The organism is Yoonia sp. (assembly GCF_036007805.1).
Classification (GTDB): Bacteria; Pseudomonadota; Alphaproteobacteria; order Rhodobacterales; family Rhodobacteraceae; genus Yoonia.
The window spans coordinates 1-17270 of sequence record NZ_DASYOK010000098.1 but is presented as its reverse complement, the minus strand read 5'-3'; the positions used below and the strand labels follow the sequence as shown (position 1 = coordinate 17270).

17 protein-coding genes and 1 pseudogene are annotated in these 17270 nt (G+C 58.2%); 14 read left to right on the top strand and 4 right to left on the bottom strand.

Annotation, left to right across the window (positions count from 1 at the left end):
- From VGP75_RS05620 to VGP75_RS05600, 5 genes are all read left to right on the top strand, one after another.
- On the top strand, positions 1-2163 hold a 2163-nt coding region (locus VGP75_RS05620; RefSeq protein ID WP_327542714.1), incomplete at its 5' end, for a glutamate synthase-related protein.
- Positions 2164-2245: 82 nt separating this feature from the next.
- Complete coding sequence (gene mtgA / locus VGP75_RS05615; RefSeq protein WP_327542713.1) at positions 2246-3010, top strand: monofunctional biosynthetic peptidoglycan transglycosylase; 765 nt, start codon at positions 2246-2248, stop codon at positions 3008-3010.
- Positions 3011-3074: 64 nt separating this feature from the next.
- A complete protein-coding gene (fzlA, locus tag VGP75_RS05610; RefSeq protein ID WP_327542712.1) occupies positions 3075-3740 on the top strand; it encodes an FtsZ-binding protein FzlA in 666 nt (221 codons plus the stop codon).
- Positions 3741-3845: 105 nt separating this feature from the next.
- Complete coding sequence (queG, locus tag VGP75_RS05605) at positions 3846-4874, top strand: tRNA epoxyqueuosine(34) reductase QueG (protein WP_327542715.1); 1029 nt, start codon at positions 3846-3848, stop codon at positions 4872-4874.
- Between the two features lie 2 nt (positions 4875-4876).
- Positions 4877-6025: a PQQ-dependent sugar dehydrogenase gene (locus VGP75_RS05600; RefSeq protein ID WP_327542711.1), complete on the top strand. Its 1149-nt coding sequence runs from the start codon at positions 4877-4879 to the stop codon at positions 6023-6025.
- A 38-nt stretch (positions 6026-6063) separates the two neighbouring features.
- Here the strand turns inward: VGP75_RS05600 and VGP75_RS05595 are convergent, their stop codons facing one another.
- A complete protein-coding gene (locus VGP75_RS05595; RefSeq protein ID WP_327542710.1) occupies positions 6064-7053 on the bottom strand; it encodes a fatty acid desaturase in 990 nt (329 codons plus the stop codon).
- Between the two features lie 145 nt (positions 7054-7198).
- On the opposite strand from VGP75_RS05595, the gene VGP75_RS05590 reads away from it, so the two are divergent.
- On the top strand, positions 7199-8119 hold the full coding sequence (locus tag VGP75_RS05590) for a DMT family transporter (RefSeq protein ID WP_327542709.1): 921 nt from the start codon (positions 7199-7201) through the stop codon (positions 8117-8119).
- Here the strand turns inward: VGP75_RS05590 and VGP75_RS05585 are convergent.
- Positions 8116-8748 (bottom strand): hypothetical protein, encoded by a 633-nt coding sequence (locus VGP75_RS05585; protein ID WP_327542708.1) that lies wholly within the window; start codon positions 8746-8748, stop codon positions 8116-8118. The genes VGP75_RS05590 and VGP75_RS05585 overlap by 4 nt on opposite strands.
- Before the next feature lie 227 nt (positions 8749-8975).
- Here VGP75_RS05585 and VGP75_RS05580 point away from each other — a divergent pair, with 227 nt between their 5' ends.
- Positions 8976-9161 carry a hypothetical protein gene (locus VGP75_RS05580; RefSeq protein ID WP_327542707.1) on the top strand — a complete coding sequence of 62 codons (186 nt, stop codon included), beginning with the start codon at positions 8976-8978 and terminating at the stop codon, positions 9159-9161.
- Positions 9162-9214: 53 nt separating this feature from the next.
- On the opposite strand, the gene VGP75_RS05575 is transcribed toward VGP75_RS05580, so the two are convergent.
- Complete coding sequence (locus VGP75_RS05575) at positions 9215-10084, bottom strand: branched-chain amino acid aminotransferase (RefSeq protein WP_327542706.1); 870 nt, start codon at positions 10082-10084, stop codon at positions 9215-9217.
- Positions 10085-10232: 148 nt separating this feature from the next.
- Here VGP75_RS05575 and VGP75_RS05570 point away from each other — a divergent pair, with 148 nt between their 5' ends.
- The 7 genes from VGP75_RS05570 (at position 10233) to VGP75_RS05540 (ending at position 16855) form a co-directional block, all read left to right on the top strand.
- Positions 10233-10739 (top strand): MarR family winged helix-turn-helix transcriptional regulator, encoded by a 507-nt coding sequence (locus VGP75_RS05570; RefSeq protein ID WP_327542705.1) that lies wholly within the window; start codon positions 10233-10235, stop codon positions 10737-10739.
- Complete coding sequence (locus tag VGP75_RS05565; protein ID WP_327542704.1) at positions 10736-11437, top strand: response regulator; 702 nt, start codon at positions 10736-10738, stop codon at positions 11435-11437. The genes VGP75_RS05570 and VGP75_RS05565 overlap by 4 nt, the downstream gene beginning before the upstream one ends.
- A 96-nt stretch (positions 11438-11533) precedes the next feature.
- Complete coding sequence (locus tag VGP75_RS05560) at positions 11534-12457, top strand: histone deacetylase family protein (protein WP_327542703.1); 924 nt, start codon at positions 11534-11536, stop codon at positions 12455-12457.
- Complete coding sequence (locus tag VGP75_RS05555; RefSeq protein ID WP_110280704.1) at positions 12454-12687, top strand: exodeoxyribonuclease VII small subunit; 234 nt, start codon at positions 12454-12456, stop codon at positions 12685-12687. Before VGP75_RS05560 ends, VGP75_RS05555 begins: the two co-directional genes overlap by 4 nt.
- On the top strand, positions 12680-13588 hold the full coding sequence (locus VGP75_RS05550; RefSeq protein ID WP_327542702.1) for a polyprenyl synthetase family protein: 909 nt from the start codon (positions 12680-12682) through the stop codon (positions 13586-13588). Before VGP75_RS05555 ends, VGP75_RS05550 begins: the two co-directional genes overlap by 8 nt.
- An 11-nt stretch (positions 13589-13599) precedes the next feature.
- A complete protein-coding gene (dxs, locus tag VGP75_RS05545; protein WP_327542701.1) occupies positions 13600-15513 on the top strand; it encodes a 1-deoxy-D-xylulose-5-phosphate synthase in 1914 nt (637 codons plus the stop codon).
- 358 nt (positions 15514-15871) lie between these two features.
- A complete protein-coding gene (locus tag VGP75_RS05540) occupies positions 15872-16855 on the top strand; it encodes a Hint domain-containing protein (protein WP_327542700.1) in 984 nt (327 codons plus the stop codon).
- Between the two features lie 262 nt (positions 16856-17117).
- Here VGP75_RS05540 and VGP75_RS05535 read toward each other — a convergent pair.
- A pseudogene (locus VGP75_RS05535) lies at positions 17118-17270 on the bottom strand (ion transporter); the annotation flags it as partial.

The window sequence follows — 17270 nt, the reverse complement described above, 5'->3', positions numbered from 1 at the left end:
CATGCGAAGGGCTGGAAAGGCGGCAGTGATGTGCTGCCGATCGGGGGCTTCTACAAGGCCCGCCGGTCCGGTGAAAAGCACGCATGGGAAGCGCAAACGATGCACATGTTGCAGGCCGCCTGTAACAAGGCCAGCTATGCTTTGTGGCAGCAGTTCTCAAAATCCATGCAATCGAACCCGCCGATCCATCTGCGTGATTTGCTGGCGATCAAGCCTTTGGGTGCGCCGATCCCGATTGAAGAGGTGGAAAGCATCACCGCAATCCGCAAGCGTTTCGTCACACCCGGGATGTCTTTGGGCGCGCTCAGCCCCGAGGCGCATAAAACGCTGAACGTGGCGATGAACCGCATCGGTGCAAAGTCCGACAGTGGTGAGGGTGGCGAAGATCCGGCACACTTCAACCCAGAACCCAATGGCGACAACCCTTCTGCCAAGATCAAGCAGGTGGCGTCGGGCCGTTTTGGTGTAACCGCCGAATATCTGAACGCCTGTGAAGAGCTTGAGATCAAAGTCGCCCAGGGGGCCAAGCCCGGTGAGGGTGGCCAGTTGCCCGGTATGAAGGTCACGGACCTGATTGCGCGTCTGCGCCATTCGACCAAGGGTGTGACCCTGATTTCACCGCCGCCACACCACGATATCTATTCGATCGAGGATCTCGCGCAGCTGATCTATGACCTCAAGCAGATCAACCCGCGCTGTAAGGTGACGGTGAAGCTGGTGTCGTCGTCCGGTGTCGGGACGATTGCCGCCGGTGTGGCCAAGGCCAAGGCCGATGTGATCCTGATTTCGGGTCATAACGGCGGCACAGGTGCGTCGCCCGGTACGTCGATCAAATATGCCGGCCTGCCGTGGGAAATGGGCCTGACCGAGGCGCATCAGGTGTTGGCGATGAACAACCTGCGTGAGCGGATTACCCTGCGCACGGATGGTGGTTTGCGCACGGGGCGTGACATTGTCATGGCCGCGATGATGGGGGCCGAGGAATACGGCATCGGCACCGCTGCGCTGATCGCGATGGGCTGCATCATGGTCCGTCAGTGCCAGTCGAACACCTGCCCTGTGGGTGTGTGTACGCAAGACGAAGCCTTGCGCGAGAAGTTTACCGGCAATGCCGACAAGGTTGTGAACCTGATTACCTTCTACGCGACTGAAGTCCGTGAAATCCTTGCGTCGATTGGTGCGCGATCCTTGGATGACGTGATTGGCCGTGCCGATCTGTTGACCCAAGTGTCGCGCGGGTCTGCGCATCTGGATGATCTGGACCTGAATCCGCTGTTGATCACCGTCGATGGTGCCAACAAGATCACCTATGATCGTAACCGTCCGCGCAATCCTGTCGATGATACGCTTGATGCGCAGATCGTGAAGGACGCCGCGCGCTTCCTGAACGATGGCGAGAAGATGCAGCTGGATTATGCGGTGCAGAACACGCTGCGGACCATCGGGACACGCACATCCAGCCACATCGTGCAGCAATTCGGCATGCGCAATGCGTTGCAGCCGGATCACCTGACAGTGAAATTGCGCGGCTCTGCAGGCCAGTCGCTGGGGGCGTTTGCCGCTCCGGGCCTCAAGCTTGAGGTGTCGGGTGATGCCAACGACTATGTGGGCAAGGGTCTGTCGGGGGGGACAATCGTGATCCGTCCGCCGATGGTCAGCCCGCTGGTGGCGTCGGACAACACGATCATTGGCAACACCGTGCTTTATGGTGCGACGGCGGGGTATCTTTTCGCCGCCGGTCGCGCGGGCGAGCGGTTTGCGGTGCGCAACTCGGGTGCGCATGTGGTGATCGAGGGCTGCGGCACGAACGGGTGTGAATATATGACCGGTGGTGTGGCTGTGATCCTTGGCACGATCGGTGCGAACTTCGGGGCGGGCATGACCGGCGGTATGGCCTATCTTTATGACCCCAAGGGTGAAGCGGCTGAGCTGATTAATATGGAAACACTGGTGACGAACCCTGTGACGGTCGATCACTGGGAGACCCAGTTGAAAGGCCTGATCGAACGCCATGCCGCGGAGACAGGCAGCCGTAAGGCCGCTGATATCCTGCAGCATTGGGACCTTGAGAAAGCCAATTTCCTGCAGGTCTGCCCCAAAGAGATGCTGGTGCATTTGCCTGCACCGCTGAGCATCGAAGACGCGGCAATCCCTGCGGAATAAATACCACGCCCCCGCGCTGAAAATCGTGCGGGGGCGTTGCATCTTCTTGACCGCTTAACCCCGCCTATGGCTTATGGGTCGGATGGCAGAACCGAGCACAGCTAGAAAGCGAACGGCGCAAAAGCCGGCATCCAAAAAGAAACCTGCGAGGAAGACCGAAAAGCCGGGGCTTGTGGCCCGCGTGCGGCGGTTCATTCGAAGGACGGTTTTTGGGGGTGTTGTAGCTGTCTTTTCTTTCGCGCTGCTCTGGACGCTCCTTTACGCGTTTATCAATCCGCCCACGACGCCCTATATGCGCGCAGAGGCCCATCGTCTGGTGACGATTGAACGGGAATGGGTGGATATCGAAGATATCGCCCCCGTCATGGCGCGGTCCGTGGTTGCGGCGGAAGACGCGAATTTCTGTCTGCACTGGGGGCTGGATGTCAACGCCATCCAGGATGCGGTGGAGCGCGGGCGCGGCGGGGCCTCGACCATATCGCAGCAGGTCGTGAAGAACGTCTTTCTCTGGCACGGGCGGAGCTGGTCGCGCAAAGCCATTGAGGCGCTCTGGACGCCCTTGACCGAGGCAATCTGGTCCAAGCGCCGGATTGTCGAGCTTTACCTGAATGTGGCCGAATTCGATGAAGGCGTGTTTGGTGTGCAGGCGGCTGCGCGGCATTACTTCGGTGTCGATGCCGCCGATCTGACGCCCACACAGGCGGCGCGCCTTGCCGCGATCCTGCCAGCGCCCAAAACCCGTTCGGCCAGCAACCCCAGCACATTTACCCGCGAACGCACGCGCGCGATCATGAGCGGGGCCGCAACGATTGCGGCGGACGGGCGCGCGGAATGCTTTGAAAACTGACCCAGCCATTGAACAGTGGCGCAGCTTGCGGCATTGAAGGGCGAGTTATTGTTGTGAGCCGCGCATGAACACCCTGTACCATTATCCCTTGTCTCCGTTTTCCCGCAAAGTCCGGCTGTGTCTGGGCGAAAAGAAGATCGAAGTCGCTTTGGTCGAAGAACGCTATTGGGAAAAAGATCCGGATTTCCTGCGCCGCAATCCGGCGGGCAAGGTTCCTGTGCTGAAAATGGACGGGCGCACGATGTCGGACAGTGTGGCGATCTGCGAGTATATCGAAGAGACGCACCCGACGCCTGTGTTGTTGCCAAAAGGGGCCGATGCCCGCTGCGAGGTCCGGCGTCTGGTGGGCTGGTTTGATGACAAGTTCTATCAAGAGGTCACGACAAAGCTGACCGGTGAGCGTGTCTATCGCAAGATCATGGGCACGGGTTATCCGGACAGCACGAATGTGAAGGCCGGCGCGAAGGCGATCAAGTACCATCTGGATTATATGGCGCGTCTGCTGGACGAACGCCGCTGGCTTGCGGGCAATGAGATGACGATGGCGGATTTTGCCGCCGCCGCGCAACTGTCTTGTCTGGATTATACCAGTGATGTGGACTGGAACCGGCATGAGGTGCTGAAAGACTGGTATGCCAAAATCAAGTCCCGCCCAGCGTTCCGGTCTATTCTCGCGGATGAGGTGCCTGGGTTTCAGCCTGCGGCGCATTATGCTGATCTGGATTTTTAGGGGCTCTGCCCCGTCCCGGACGTTGTCCGGGACTCCCCGGGATATTTTCGGGCCAATAATAACGGGCATGCTGCGGGGTGCGCTGGTTTGCGACAAACGGGTGATCTGAAACAGCGTTTGATCGGCTTTGCGCAGGAGGCGGGCTTTGCCGATGTAGGTGTTTGCAGGCCTGATGCAGTGCCGGAATTGCCCGAACGATTGCAGGAATTCGTCGCGGCCGGGATGCATGGGCAGATGGGCTGGATGGCCGAGCGGATGGCGTGGCGTGCGGACCCGACAGCGCTTTGGCCTGCAGCAAGGTCGGTGATTATGCTGGCTGAACCCTATACGCCCGTGCATGATCCTTTGGCTGTACTGGAACAACGTGACCGCGCGGCGATCAGTGTTTATGCGCAGAACCGTGATTACCATGATGTCGTCAAAAAGCGGCTGAAACGCGTAGGGCGCTGGTTGATCGAACAGGTGCCGGAGGCGGAGATCAAGGTCTTTGTGGATACCGCCCCTGTGATGGAGAAACCGCTCGCGCAGGCGGCCGGACTGGGGTGGCAGGGCAAGCATACCAATCTGTTATCCCGTGATCTGGGGAACTGGTTCTTTCTGGGTGCGATTTTTACGACCGTGGATCTGGCAAGCGATGTGGCAGAGACGAGCCATTGTGGATCATGCACCGCCTGTCTGGACATCTGCCCGACAGGCGCTTTTCCGGCCCCTTACCGTCTGGATGCGCGGCGGTGCATTTCCTATCTGACGATTGAACATAAAGGGCCGGTGGACGCAGCGTTGCGCCCGCTGATGGGCAACCGGATTTATGGCTGTGATGACTGTCTGGCGGTCTGTCCGTGGAACAAATTTGCCCATGAGGGGCGGGATGCCAAGCTGGCCGCGCGGGATGAGTTGATTGCACCCCCTTTGGCAGATTTGGCGGGGTTGGATGATGCGGGCTTTCGCGCGCTGTTTTCGGGCTCACCGATCAAGCGGATCGGCCGTGACCGTTTTGTGCGCAATGTGGCCTATGCGATTGGCAATTCCGGTGATCCCGCGTTGATCGCAGCCGTTTCACCTTTGGTTGATGATCCTGATCCGGCAGTGGCCGATGCGGCGCGCTGGGCTATCTTGCGACTGAAGGAGGACTGATCATGTTTCGTATTCTTGCTTTGATGATGTTACCCGTTGCCGCCCATGCGCAGGTGGACCAAGGGCGCCCGAACGCTGATTTCACCCCTGCGTTTGCAGAGCAGACCCGTGCGCCCGCGTTGCCCGTCACCGATGTGACGGTTGAGGTTTTTGCCGATGGTCTCGATAGCCCATGGGGGATTGCGAACCTCGGGAACGGGCAGTTTCTGGTGACCGAGAAGGTCGGAAACCTGCGCGTCATGAATGCAGATGGGAGTCTGAGCAGCCCCTTGGCGGGGCTGCCAGATGTGGCGGCGCAAGGCCAGGGCGGGTTGCTGGATGTGGCGGTGTCGCCCGATTTTGCGCAGGACAGGACGATTTTCTGGACCTATGCGAAATCCGTGCGCGGCGGGTTGGTGACGGCGGCGGCCCGCGGAACTTTGGGTGCTGATGGTGTGATCAGCGATGCGACGGATATTTTTGTGCAGGATAATCCCGCGCGCAACGGGCGCCATTTCGGCAGCCGGATTTTGCCCATGGCCGATGGTACCGTCTGGATTACGACAGGCGATCGTGGCGCGGGCGACAGCGGTACTTTGGTGCAGGATATCGAGACAACCCATGGCAAGATCATCCGTATCAATGCGGACGGATCGGTGCCTGCGGATAATCCCTTTGTCGGACGTGCAGGCAATGATCAGGTCTGGTCGCTGGGCCATCGCAACGTGCAGGGGGCCGCGATGGGGCCTGGCGGGCTTTGGACGGTCGAGCACGGGCCGCGTGGCGGGGATGAGTTGAACAGGCCGCAGGCGGGGCTGAACTATGGCTGGCCGGTTGTGAGTTACGGGATCAATTACCGTGGGTCTGATGTGGGCGGCGGCGCAGCAAGCGGGCCTGAATTTGAAGAACCCGTTTACTATTGGGACCCTGTGATCGCGCCCGGTGGGATGATGTTTTACGACGGGCCATATGCCGCGTGGCAAGGGGATTTGTTGATTGCCTCGCTCAACCCCGGTGCGCTGGTGCGTCTTGATATCCAGAACGGGCGTGTGGTTGGCGAAGAGCGTTTGCTGACAGAGGTCGGCCGGATCCGTGACGTCGAAGTTCTGGATGACGGCGCCGTTCTGGTGTTGCTGGATGCAGGCGAAGTGCTGCGGGTCATGCCGCAGTAGGGTGCGCGTTCCCGGATCAGGTCCGGGACCGCGGGGGCCTAGGCGGCCAGCTTGCGCGCTGCGGCGAATGAGATCAGGCGCTTGGACTTTTCGTCCCACAGATCAAGGCTGGCGCATTTGATGCTTTGGGCGATTGTCATGCGGCTGACCTCGACCAGTTCGTTGTGGTCGCGCAGCACCTCTGTCAGCCGGTAGAACGGGATGCGGCTATAAAGGTGGTGGACGTGGTGAATGCCGATGTTGGCTGTGAACCACCGCAGGATTGGCGGCAGATCGTAGTGTGAGCTGCCATGCAAAGCGGCCTCGTGCAGTTGCCAGTCTTCGTGCTGTTCCCAATGTGTCGTTTCAAACTGGTGTTGCACATAGAACAGCCACACGCCAATGGACGCGGCGATCAGGGTTGACGGCAGGAAGACAAGAAACAGCGCCTGCAACCCGCCGAAGTAGACGATTGTGCCAAGGATCGCAGCGATAGCAACATTGGTGCCCATCGCGCTGACCCAGTACTTGCGCCCTTGCAAGCCCAGCGGCAGGCGGTTTTGCAGGAAAAACAGATAGGTTGGCCCAAGGCCGAACATGACGAAGGGATGGCGGTACGCCCGATAGAGGAACCGCCCGAAGGGGGTGCGCTGGTGGTATTCTTCGACCGTCAGCGTCATCACATCACCGATGCCGCGCTGGTCAAGATCGCCCGCGTGGCTGTGATGGATCGAATGTGTGCGCCGCCAGACATCATATGGCGTGAGTGTCACAACGCCCAACGCCCGCCCGACCCAATCACTCACATCGCGGTTGCCAAAGAACGAACCATGGCCGCAATCGTGTTGAATACAAAAGAGCCGCAACAGGAAAAGTCCGTTTGCCGCCGAGATCAAAAGCGCGCCAAGGTAGCTATATTGCGCGACCCAGCATGCCAGCACCCAGAGCACCACAAAGGGGATCAAACTGACGGCGAGTTCAAAGCTGCTGCGGATGCTGCTTGGTTCGCGGTATTTTGCCAAAATCTGGACCCAGTCACGAGGGGTCATGTTTGCGGGGGTCTTATTTTTGTCTTGCATATACTGCTTCTTAGCCTGTGATGGTTTTCGATACCCTAACGTCAACGATTAGCAAGCGAAAAAGGCTTCATTGTGGTCCGCCTGCGTCCTAGTGTAGCGGAAAGAGGAACACATCATGCAGCCGCTTCGGGGCATTATCTTTAAAGTCCTGTCCGTCTGCATGTTCATGGGGATGGCCAGTCTGGTCAAAGCCGCCTCAGTTGATGTGCCGCCAGGGCAGGCTGTTTTCTTCCGGTCTTTCTTTGCTTTACCCATTATTCTGGGGTGGCTGGCGATCCGGCATGAGCTGCGCGATGGCTGGAAAACCAAGAACCCGATGGGGCATTTCTGGCGCGGATTGGTGGGCACATCGGCAATGGGCCTTGGTTTTACGGGTCTTGGCCTGCTGCCATTGCCCGAGGTGACAGCGATTGGCTATGCCGCGCCGCTGCTGGTGGTGGTCTTTGCTGCGATGTTCCTCAATGAAGACGTGCGGGCGTTCCGGTTGTCTGCTGTCGCAATGGGAATGATTGGCGTTCTGATCGTGTTGTCGCCGCGCCTTTCGGTCGGGGCGAGCTTGAACCATTCCGAAACGCTGGGCGCGATTGTCGTTTTGATGGGCGCAGTTCTTGCCGCCCTCGCGCAGGTTTTTGTGCGTAAACTGGTGGCGACAGAAACAACGGCTGCAATTGTGTTCTGGTTTACGATTACCTCGTCGGTGATGGCGCTGTTCACGCTGCCATGGGGCTGGGTTATGCCGACATGGCAGATCGCGGCCATGCTGGTCATGGCGGGGTTCCTGGGTGGGATCGGGCAAATTTTCCTGACGTCCAGCTATCGCTATGCCGATGCATCGCTGGTGGCGCCGTTTGACTATAGCTCGATGATCCTTGCGCTGTTGATCGGCTATTTCATCTTTGACGAAGTGCCGACCGGGACCATGCTGATCGGCGCAGGGATTGTGATTGCGGCGGGTGTGCTGATTATCTGGCGCGAGCGCAAACTGGGTTTGCAACGCGCGCAACAGCGCAAAGCGACGGGCAATGTCGGGTCTTAGGCCTGTCGCGCGCCTTGTCGCATCCGTGCAAAAAGCAACCGCACCTGCGCGATTTTTCGGGCAAACCCCGGTGGGGATTTGTGCACTTTGAGCCCCAGATCGGAAAACAGTGACCAGATGTCCCTGATCTCGTTGGGTTGCAGATGTGTTGGCACTTTGACAGGTGATCCGCCTGTCGGCTCAATAAACGCCGGTGGGATCGTGAAGGGCAGCGTCCCGTCGGGGTAGACCATCATCTTCTGCCTGACCCGTGACACGATACGCGGATCGGCATCCACTGCATCGACCTTCAGGCGATGTGTCCTGTAGGATCCTGTTTCCCAGTTCCGCAGGATCAGCGCGAAAATCTCACAGGGTCCCGGGCGCGCGGGCAATGGGCGGGGATTGTCGAGATATTCGGTCGGGTTACAGCGATAGAAGGCGTGCACTGCCACAGCAAAATCGCATTCAGGCTGGCACAGCATCCAGTAGACAAGCGCGCGATGCTCTGTGCCGCGCGTGCGGCGCAACGTGTCCAGCCACAGATCTTGGGGTGATGACTTCAGCAATTGTCTTACCGCGCGCTCGTTTTCAGAGAGCTTTGGTTTCGCGGCAACTTGCTTGGTCGTGGTCGTATCGGGAGAATACATGACGAATCCAACTCATTAAACAGAACCAGATTCCCATTGAAACCTGCCGGAACTTTGGCCTTTTGACGTATATCGGGCCATTTATTGTTGCTATTTTTGAGACAGTTATCCGCTGGTCGGCTTGTTTTGCTGCGACAATATTCAAAACGCCTAAAAAGTGGCGTTTTCAGTGATTGGGCAGAATCAGCAGGTCTGTGCTATGATGGTCAGACAAAGTGGAGGATGACATGAAAAAACATGTACTCGACAGACCAAACACCGTGACGCCCGCGCGGATGGTCCGCGCGATCGCCATCGAACGCCACGAAGGGCCGCGCAAGCCGACGCTGGACCTTCAGCGCCGCAAACGGGAGCGGGCGTCTGACGCGCGCACCAGCTTTTTTATGCGCTTTGCACGCGGTATCCGGCCCTAGCTGGCAAAAAGGGGCGCCCGGGCGCCCCTTTATCTCAAACCGTTTTGGATGCGTTACGCGCGGACCAGCTTTTCGTAGTCGGCTGAAATCTCGCGCGTGATTGCACCGACCTCAAAGTTATAGTCGCCGATTTGTCCCACAGGGGTCACTTCAGCGGCGGTGCCTGTGAGCCAGCACTGCTCGAACCCTTCAAGCTCTTCGGGCATGATGATCCGTTCGTGAACGGTCAGGCCCTTGTCGCGCAACATGCCGATCACCGTCTGGCGGGTGATGCCGTTGAGGAATGCATCGGCTTTTGGTGTATGAACCTCACCGTCTTTGACAAAGAAGATGTTGGCGCCTGTCGCTTCGGCGACATACCCGCGATAGTCGAACATCATGGCGTCGGAACAGCCTTTGGCCTCGGCTGCGTGTTTGGACATGGTGGCGATCATATAAAGACCCGCCGCTTTTGCCTGTGACGGGGCTGTTTCAGGGCTGGGGCGTTTCCATTTCGCGATGTCGAGCTTGGCGCCTTTCATCTTGGCGTCGCCATAGTAGTTGCCCCATTCCCAGACCGCCACGGCAAGGTGGACAGGGTTGCGTGCAGCAGCGACACCCATGTCTTCGCCCGACCCGCGCCATGCAACGGGGCGGACATAGGCGTCTTTGAGGCCGTTGGCGTCAAGGGCCGCTTGTTTTGCCGCCTCGATTTCATCGACGGTGTAGGGGATTTCAAAGTCGATCAACTGACCGGATTTGATCAGGCGTTCGCTATGTTCGCGTGATTTGAAGATCTTGCCGGAATAACAGCGCTCGCCCTCGAACACGGATGAGGCGTAGTGCATGGCATGGGTCAGGATGTGGACTTTGGCATCGCGCCATTCGACCAGCTGGCCGTCCATCCAGATTTTACCGTCTCTGTCGTCATATGCACCGGCCATCGTAATCTCCATCCCGTTTTGCATTTGTTACGTCAATAGGTCCGTTTCGGACATAATGTTGCGTAGTTTCTGCGTTTCGCTAGCAGTTGATTCTTGGAATGTCAACAAAGCTGACGTATTGTAGCGTCAAGACCAAGGGAGGACGCGCATGAATGACGGGTTGCCGCCGCAGATGGGCCAAAGCCTGCTGTTCCTGACGGATGAGCAGTTGCGCAAAGGGATCGAGGCGATGTTTTTTGCCTATCGCGGCTTTACCGCCGATCCGGACCGTATTCTTGCGCAGAAGTCATACGGGCGTGCCCATCATCGTGCGATCCATTTCATCCACCGCAGCCCGGGCACGACCGTCAATAACCTTTTGTCCATTCTAGGCGTTACAAAGCAATCGCTCAATCGTGTCTTGCGCAGTTTGATCGAAGACGGTTTGGTAGCCAGCACCGTTGGACAGCGGGACAAGCGCGAGCGCCATTTGCACCTGACTGCGGCGGGTGAAGCGCTCGAGCGGGAATTATCCGATGCCCAGCGCGACCGGATGCGTGCGGCCTATCGTGCGGCGGGTCCGGAGGCCGTTGCCGGTTTTCGGCAGGTTTTGGAGGCCATGATGGATGAAGAGACGCGCCACCATTATGAGGCGATGAAGGATAAACCGGAATGAGCAATGACGATGCCCACCTGTTGATTGTCGATGACGATGAACGCATCCGCGGACTTTTGCAGAAGTTCCTGATGCGCTCGGGCTTTCTGGTCAGCACTGCCCGCGATGCCGCCCACGCGCGGCGCATTCTGGCGGGACTTGAGTTTGACATGATCGTTCTGGACGTGATGATGCCGGGCGAGGATGGCATGTCGCTTTGTCGTGATCTGCGCCAGACCATCACAACGCCAATCATGCTTTTGACCGCCAAGGGCGGCACCGATGACCGGATTACGGGGCTAGAGGCGGGGGCGGATGATTATCTGGCGAAACCGTTCGAGCCCAAAGAGCTGTTGCTGCGGATCAATGCGATTTTGCGCCGTGTGCCTGCCGCTGAACCAAGCGTGGTCTTGCCCAAGGTCCTGAACATGGGGCCAGTGCGCTATGATATTGGACGCGGCGAGATGTGGCACGGTGACGAACTGGTCCGCCTGACAGCGACCGAAAGTCAGCTGATGCGGATTTTCTCGGGCTGTCCGGGTCAGGCAGTGACACGCACCAAACTGGTCGAGGAACTGAGCCGGTCCGGTGGCCAGACGCAGGAACGCGCGGTCGATGTCCAGATCACGCGCCTGCGCCGCAAGATCGAAGTTGATCCCAAACAGCCCCGCTATCTTCAGACGGTGCGTGGCGCGGGTTATATGCTGGCGCCGGAATAGGCTGGCTGATCCTCGCGGATAGCGCGATCGCATTTTGGGCCTGCAAAACGTCAGAACATGGTTGTGCTTCTCACCTGAATTGCGTCTTTTGGGTCCATGACAACAGCACTTATTTCACACCCCGATTGCGCGAACCACGTCACACCCCCGGGCCACCCTGAACAGGTGGCGCGGCTGGATGCGGTCTTGAATGCGCTTGAGGGCATGCCCCTGACCCGTGTCACCGCACCTTTGGTTGCCGATGATGATCTTCTGCGCGCCCATCCGCAGACCCATATTGATGCGATCCGTGCGGCCGCCCCGACGGAAGGATGGCGGTCACTAGATGCCGATACCCATATGTCGCCGGGGACGCTGACCGCCGCTTTGCGTGCCGCAGGGGGTGTTGTGCGCGCCGTTGATATGGTGCTGGGCGGTGAGGCCAACAATGCCTTTGTTGCCGTCCGTCCGCCGGGCCATCATGCGGAACGCGAAACGGCGATGGGGTTCTGTTTCTTCGGCAATGTCGTGATCGGGGCCAAACATGCGCTTGATTATCATGGGCTGGACCGTGTCGCGATCGTGGATTTTGACGTGCACCACGGCAACGGCACGCAGGATCTGGTCGAGGATGATCCGCGCATTCTGTTTTGTTCGACCCATCAGTCCCCGCTTTATCCCGGCACCGGTGCCGCCCATGAGGTGGGTGTTGATAACGTCCTGAACGTGCCTTTGCCCGAAGGCACCGGTTCAAAAGCGTTTCGTGATGTGATGGAGCGCCTTGTTTTGCCACGGATTGACGCATTTTCTCCGCAACTTGTCATAATTTCGGCCGGTTTCGATGCACATATGAGTGATCCCTTGGCGGGGATGAACCTGACGACGCAAGACTTTGGTTGGGTGACAGAACGTTTGTGTGATGTAGCAAGTACCCATTGTCAGGGGCGGGTGGTATCAAGCCTTGAAGGTGGATATGACCTGACAGCACTCGGGGCGTCTGCGGCTGCCCACGTAAAGGTTTTGGAGGAAAGAGGTCGATGAGCGACGTTGAAAACATGAGCTTTGAGGACGCAATCAAAGAATTGGAAAAGGTTGTTGGCCAGCTGGAGCGTGGCGACGTTGCTTTGGATGAAAGCATCGCACTTTACGAGCGTGGCGCGGCCCTGAAAGCCCGCTGCGAAGCAAAGTTGAAAGAGGCCGAAGAAAAGGTCGCGAAAATCACATTGGGCGAAGGTGGTTCACCTGTCGGCACGGCACCGCTCGATGGCTAATCCTCTTGGAAAATATCAAATCGCCGCGCTGAAGCGCAAGCCTTTCGAAGAGATGCTGGCCCATGCGGCAAAGGTTTCACAGGCGCGGATCGGGTTCGCCCTGACAGGGCTGGAAGGCAATGTCGCCGATGCGATGATCTATGCCTCTTCCGGTGGCAAGGCGTTCCGCGCGTTTCTGGTTTTGGAAACCACCCGTATGCTGGGTATCAATCCTGTTGCCGCAGCCGGTGCTGCTGCCGCGATCGAGTGTATCCACGCCTATTCGCTGGTCCACGATGATCTGCCCTGCATGGATGACGATGATCTGCGCCGTGGTCAGCCGACAGTGCATAAGAAATGGGACGAAGCGACGGCCGTTTTGGCGGGTGATGGATTACAGGCACTTGCGTTTGAACTGTTGCTGCAGACCGAATGTGCCCCCCGTGCCAAGCTGAACCTCTTGATGTCACTGACCAATGCTGCGGGTATTCGCGGCATGGTTGGCGGGCAGGCTGCGGATATCGCCGCAGAGACGGCCGCTGTGCCGCTTGATTTGCAGCAGGTCATGGATTTGCAGGCCGCCAAGACAGGCGCGCTGATTACATGGTCAGCCCTTGTCGGGCCGCGCATGGCCGAGGCCGAGCGTGAGCCTTTGTCAATCTATGGCGCCTATCTGGGTCTGGCCTTCCAGATTGTCGATGATGTTCTGGATGCCACCGGCGATGCGGACACTGTTGGCAAGGCCGTTGGCAAGGACGCAGCCGCGGGAAAAGCGACTTTTGTGTCTTTATTGGGTCTTGATGGGGCGAAAAGCCGCGTGAGCGCACTAGTGGAAGAAGCCTGTGATGCGCTATCTCCGTACGGGAATGATGCCGATACGTTGAAAGAAGCCGCGCAATTTGTGATTGCCCGCACACATTAAGAAGGGTCGCCATGTCTGACCAGCCCCACACGCCCGTACTGGACCGTGTCCATACCCCTGCCGATATGAAAGGCATGTCTGACGCGCAATTGCGCCAGTTGGCCGATGAATTGCGCGCCGAGACGATCGCGGCTGTGTCGGTGACGGGCGGGCATTTGGGGGCCGGTCTTGGCGTGGTGGAAATGACCGTGGCTTTGCATGCGGTTTTCGATGCGCCCAAGGACAAGATCATCTGGGATGTGTCGCACCAGTGCTATCCGCACAAGATTCTGACGGGCCGGCGCGACCGCATCCGCACCCTGCGGACAGAGGGTGGTTTGAGCGGCTTTACCAAACGTTCGGAAAGCCCCTATGACCCCTTTGGTGCCGCCCATTCCAGCACCTCGATATCTGCGGCCCTTGGCTTTGCAGTCGCCCGCGATCTGGGCGGTGAAGGCGGCGATGCGATTGCGATCATCGGTGATGGGGCGATGTCGGCAGGCATGGCCTATGAGGCGATGAATAACGCAGGCCATCTGGGCAAGCGTCTGATCGTGATCCTGAATGACAATGAAATGTCGATTGCGCCCCCCACAGGCGCGATGTCGTCTTACCTTTCGCGCCTTTATGCAGGCGAGCCTTTTCAGGAATTCAAGGCCGCCGCCAAAGGGGCGATCTCCCTGCTGCCCGAACCCTTCCGCGAAGGGGCCAAACGCGCTAAGGATGTGCTCAAGCATATGACTGTGGGCGGGACGCTCTTTGAGGAGTTGGGGTTCTCGTACCTCGGTCCGATTGACGGCCATGACATGGAACAGCTTTTGTCGGTCTTGCGCACCGTCAAGGCCCGCGCCGACGGGCCGATCCTGATTCATGCGATCACGAAAAAGGGCAAGGGCTATGCCCCTGCCGAGCGCGCGAGTGACAAGGGCCATGCCACCGCCAAGTTTGATGTGATCACCGGCGAGCAGAAGAAAGCGCCGAGCAACGCGCCGTCTTATACATCCGTCTTTGCCGAAAGCCTGCTGAAACATGCCGCCACCGATCCAAAGATCTGCGCCGTCACTGCGGCGATGCCGGATGGCACCGGTTTGAATAAATTCATGGAACGCTACGCAAGCCGCTGTTTTGACGTGGGTATCGCGGAACAACATGCGGTGACGTTCAGTGCCGGTCTTGCCGCTGGCGGGATGCGCCCGTTTTGCGCGCTTTATTCCACCTTCCTCCAACGCGGCTATGATCAGGTGGTGCATGATGTAGCGATCCAGCGTTTGCCGGTCCGTTTCGCGATCGACCGCGCGGGTCTGGTGGGGGCTGATGGCGCGACACATGCGGGGTCTTTCGATGTGGCGTTCCTTGCCAACCTGCCCGGTTTTGTCGTGATGGCGGCTGCGGATGAGGCAGAACTAGTGCGCATGGTCGCGACTGCCGCTGCGCATGACGAAGGCCCGATTGCCTTCCGTTTCCCGCGCGGTGAAGGCGTGGGCGTGGAGATGCCCGTGAACCCTGACGTGCTGGAAATCGGCAAGGGCCGGATGATCTGTGAAGGCAGCCGCGTTGCGATCCTATCGTTTGGCACGCGCTTGCAGGAAGTGATGAAAGCCTGCGAGGCGTTGCAGGCCAGAGGCATCAAACCGACCGTGGCGGATGCACGTTTTGCCAAGCCGCTGGACCGTGACTTGATCCTGAAACTGGCGGCCGGACATGAGGCGCTGATCACCGTCGAAGAAGGCGCTGTGGGTGGTTTCGGGTCACATGTCGCGCAGCTCTTGGCGGATGAAGGCGTGTTCGATCACGGCCTGAAATTCCGCTCGATGGTGCTGCCCGACACGTTCATTGATCAGGCCAGCCCCAAGGCGATGTACGATGTAGCGGGGATGAATGCGGAACACATCGAGGCGAAGGTGCTGGATGTGATGGGCGTGGCAGTGATGGAGAAGCGGGCGTAAGGGGCAAAAGGCACCTTTGGCTTCAAAGTGACGTATGCTGCGATCTTTACGAACCGTCGCAATGCGCAGGAACGGCGTTTGGAAATTTGGGCTGTTTCCGGCAGCCGCTATGCAGCACTGGACTGAAAAAGCCTTGGCGTTTTCGAACGGAAGGTGGCTTCAACGCGCATTCGGCGACCTGAAAAACGCAAAAGTTCGAGGTTTGTTGTTTTCCACGAGGGGCATCTGGTTTTCCCGTGTCCATTAGATCGACACAATAGCGCCTTGAGAAATCCTTTATGCGCCACGGTTGCTGCTAAAACTTGACGTAAGAACAAGCCGTCTTTACCCAAGTGTCATTTCAACGAGGTCACTGAACATGCCGACAAGCTATACTGACCAGTTTTTTGAGATCGACCCTGCCGCCCCGCCTCCGGCGGGGACGGTGTTGAATTTCGTCAGTTTGACCATCACCGACGAAAACGATGATGGAGATTTCGACCGCTTCGATGACGACAGTCTGAACGGTGTGGATATCACTGCGTCCTATCCCGGGGATACTGTAACGATCAATGTGGCGGGCGTCGGTAATGTCACCTATACGGGTGTGACGTTCTACCTGGCGGATGGGACACGTTTCTTCACCCCCAGTGACGGTCAGGTGCTCCAAAATGGAACTCTGGTCAGCACTACTTTTGTCTTTGGTCAAGGGCCTCTGCTGGCGTCCGAATTGGGCCCGCCCTGTTTTCTTTCAGGCACTTTAATTGAAACACCGGATGGCTTGAAAGCCATTGAAACACTTGTGGAAGGCGACATTGTTGTTGGTTTTGCGGGGGACGAACTCACCCTCAGGAGGGTTCTGCACCGCCGGATCGACACCCGTGAATTGCATGCCAACCCCAAATTGCAGCCAGTTCGGATCATGGCTGGCGCATTGGGTGATGGCCTTCCAAAAAACGACTTGTTCGTCTCTCGGCAGCACCGGATGTTGGTCAGATCGAAAATTACCGAGCGCATGTTCGGAGAAACCGAAGTTTTGATCTCGGCGATAAAATTAACAGAACTACCCGGGATTTCCGTCGTCCAATCCATGAACGATGTTGAGTACTTCCACCTGGTATTTGACAAGCATGAAGTAATCTATGCAGAGGGATCTCCCACCGAGAGCCTGTTCCCCGGACCGGAGGCCTTGAAGGCAATAAGCCAAGAGGCCCGAGAAGAAATCCTGACAATCTTTCCTGAAGTGGCTGATCTGGATTATGCACCCACGCCGGCACGCTTTATTCCGCCCGGCAAGCAACAAAAGCAGCTGATCGCGCGACACCTGAAAAATAATCAACCCCTACTCAGCCAGTCTTTTTGACCCTGCAATTTATGAGGTTGACACGCTGCCGAGCCTTGCTTCGGTCCGCGTGAGTGGTGATGTTTCTGCAATGGAGAGCCAGCAGGTATCTTTGATTGGTTGCGAAACATGACCCAAGACAAAGGCTGGCGCATGCGCACCCAGAACCGGAACTTTCACGGATCTCCTCCACTTAACTGACCTCGCGCGCAGCTCCGTTCCGATCGGCCAAGCTGTTTTGCACCATGTCTGCTTCGGGCTGAGAGCCGTCATTCGCCGGTAACTACTTTCCCTTGTCCAACCGCCGCTCGATCCCCTCTAGCCTTGCCAGCACCTCATCGCGGTAGGCGTCTGTTGCGGCATTGCCTTCTTCGGCGTGCGCGTCCTGCATCGAGTTCACGATCAGACCGACCAGCAGGTTTACCACCGCGAAGGT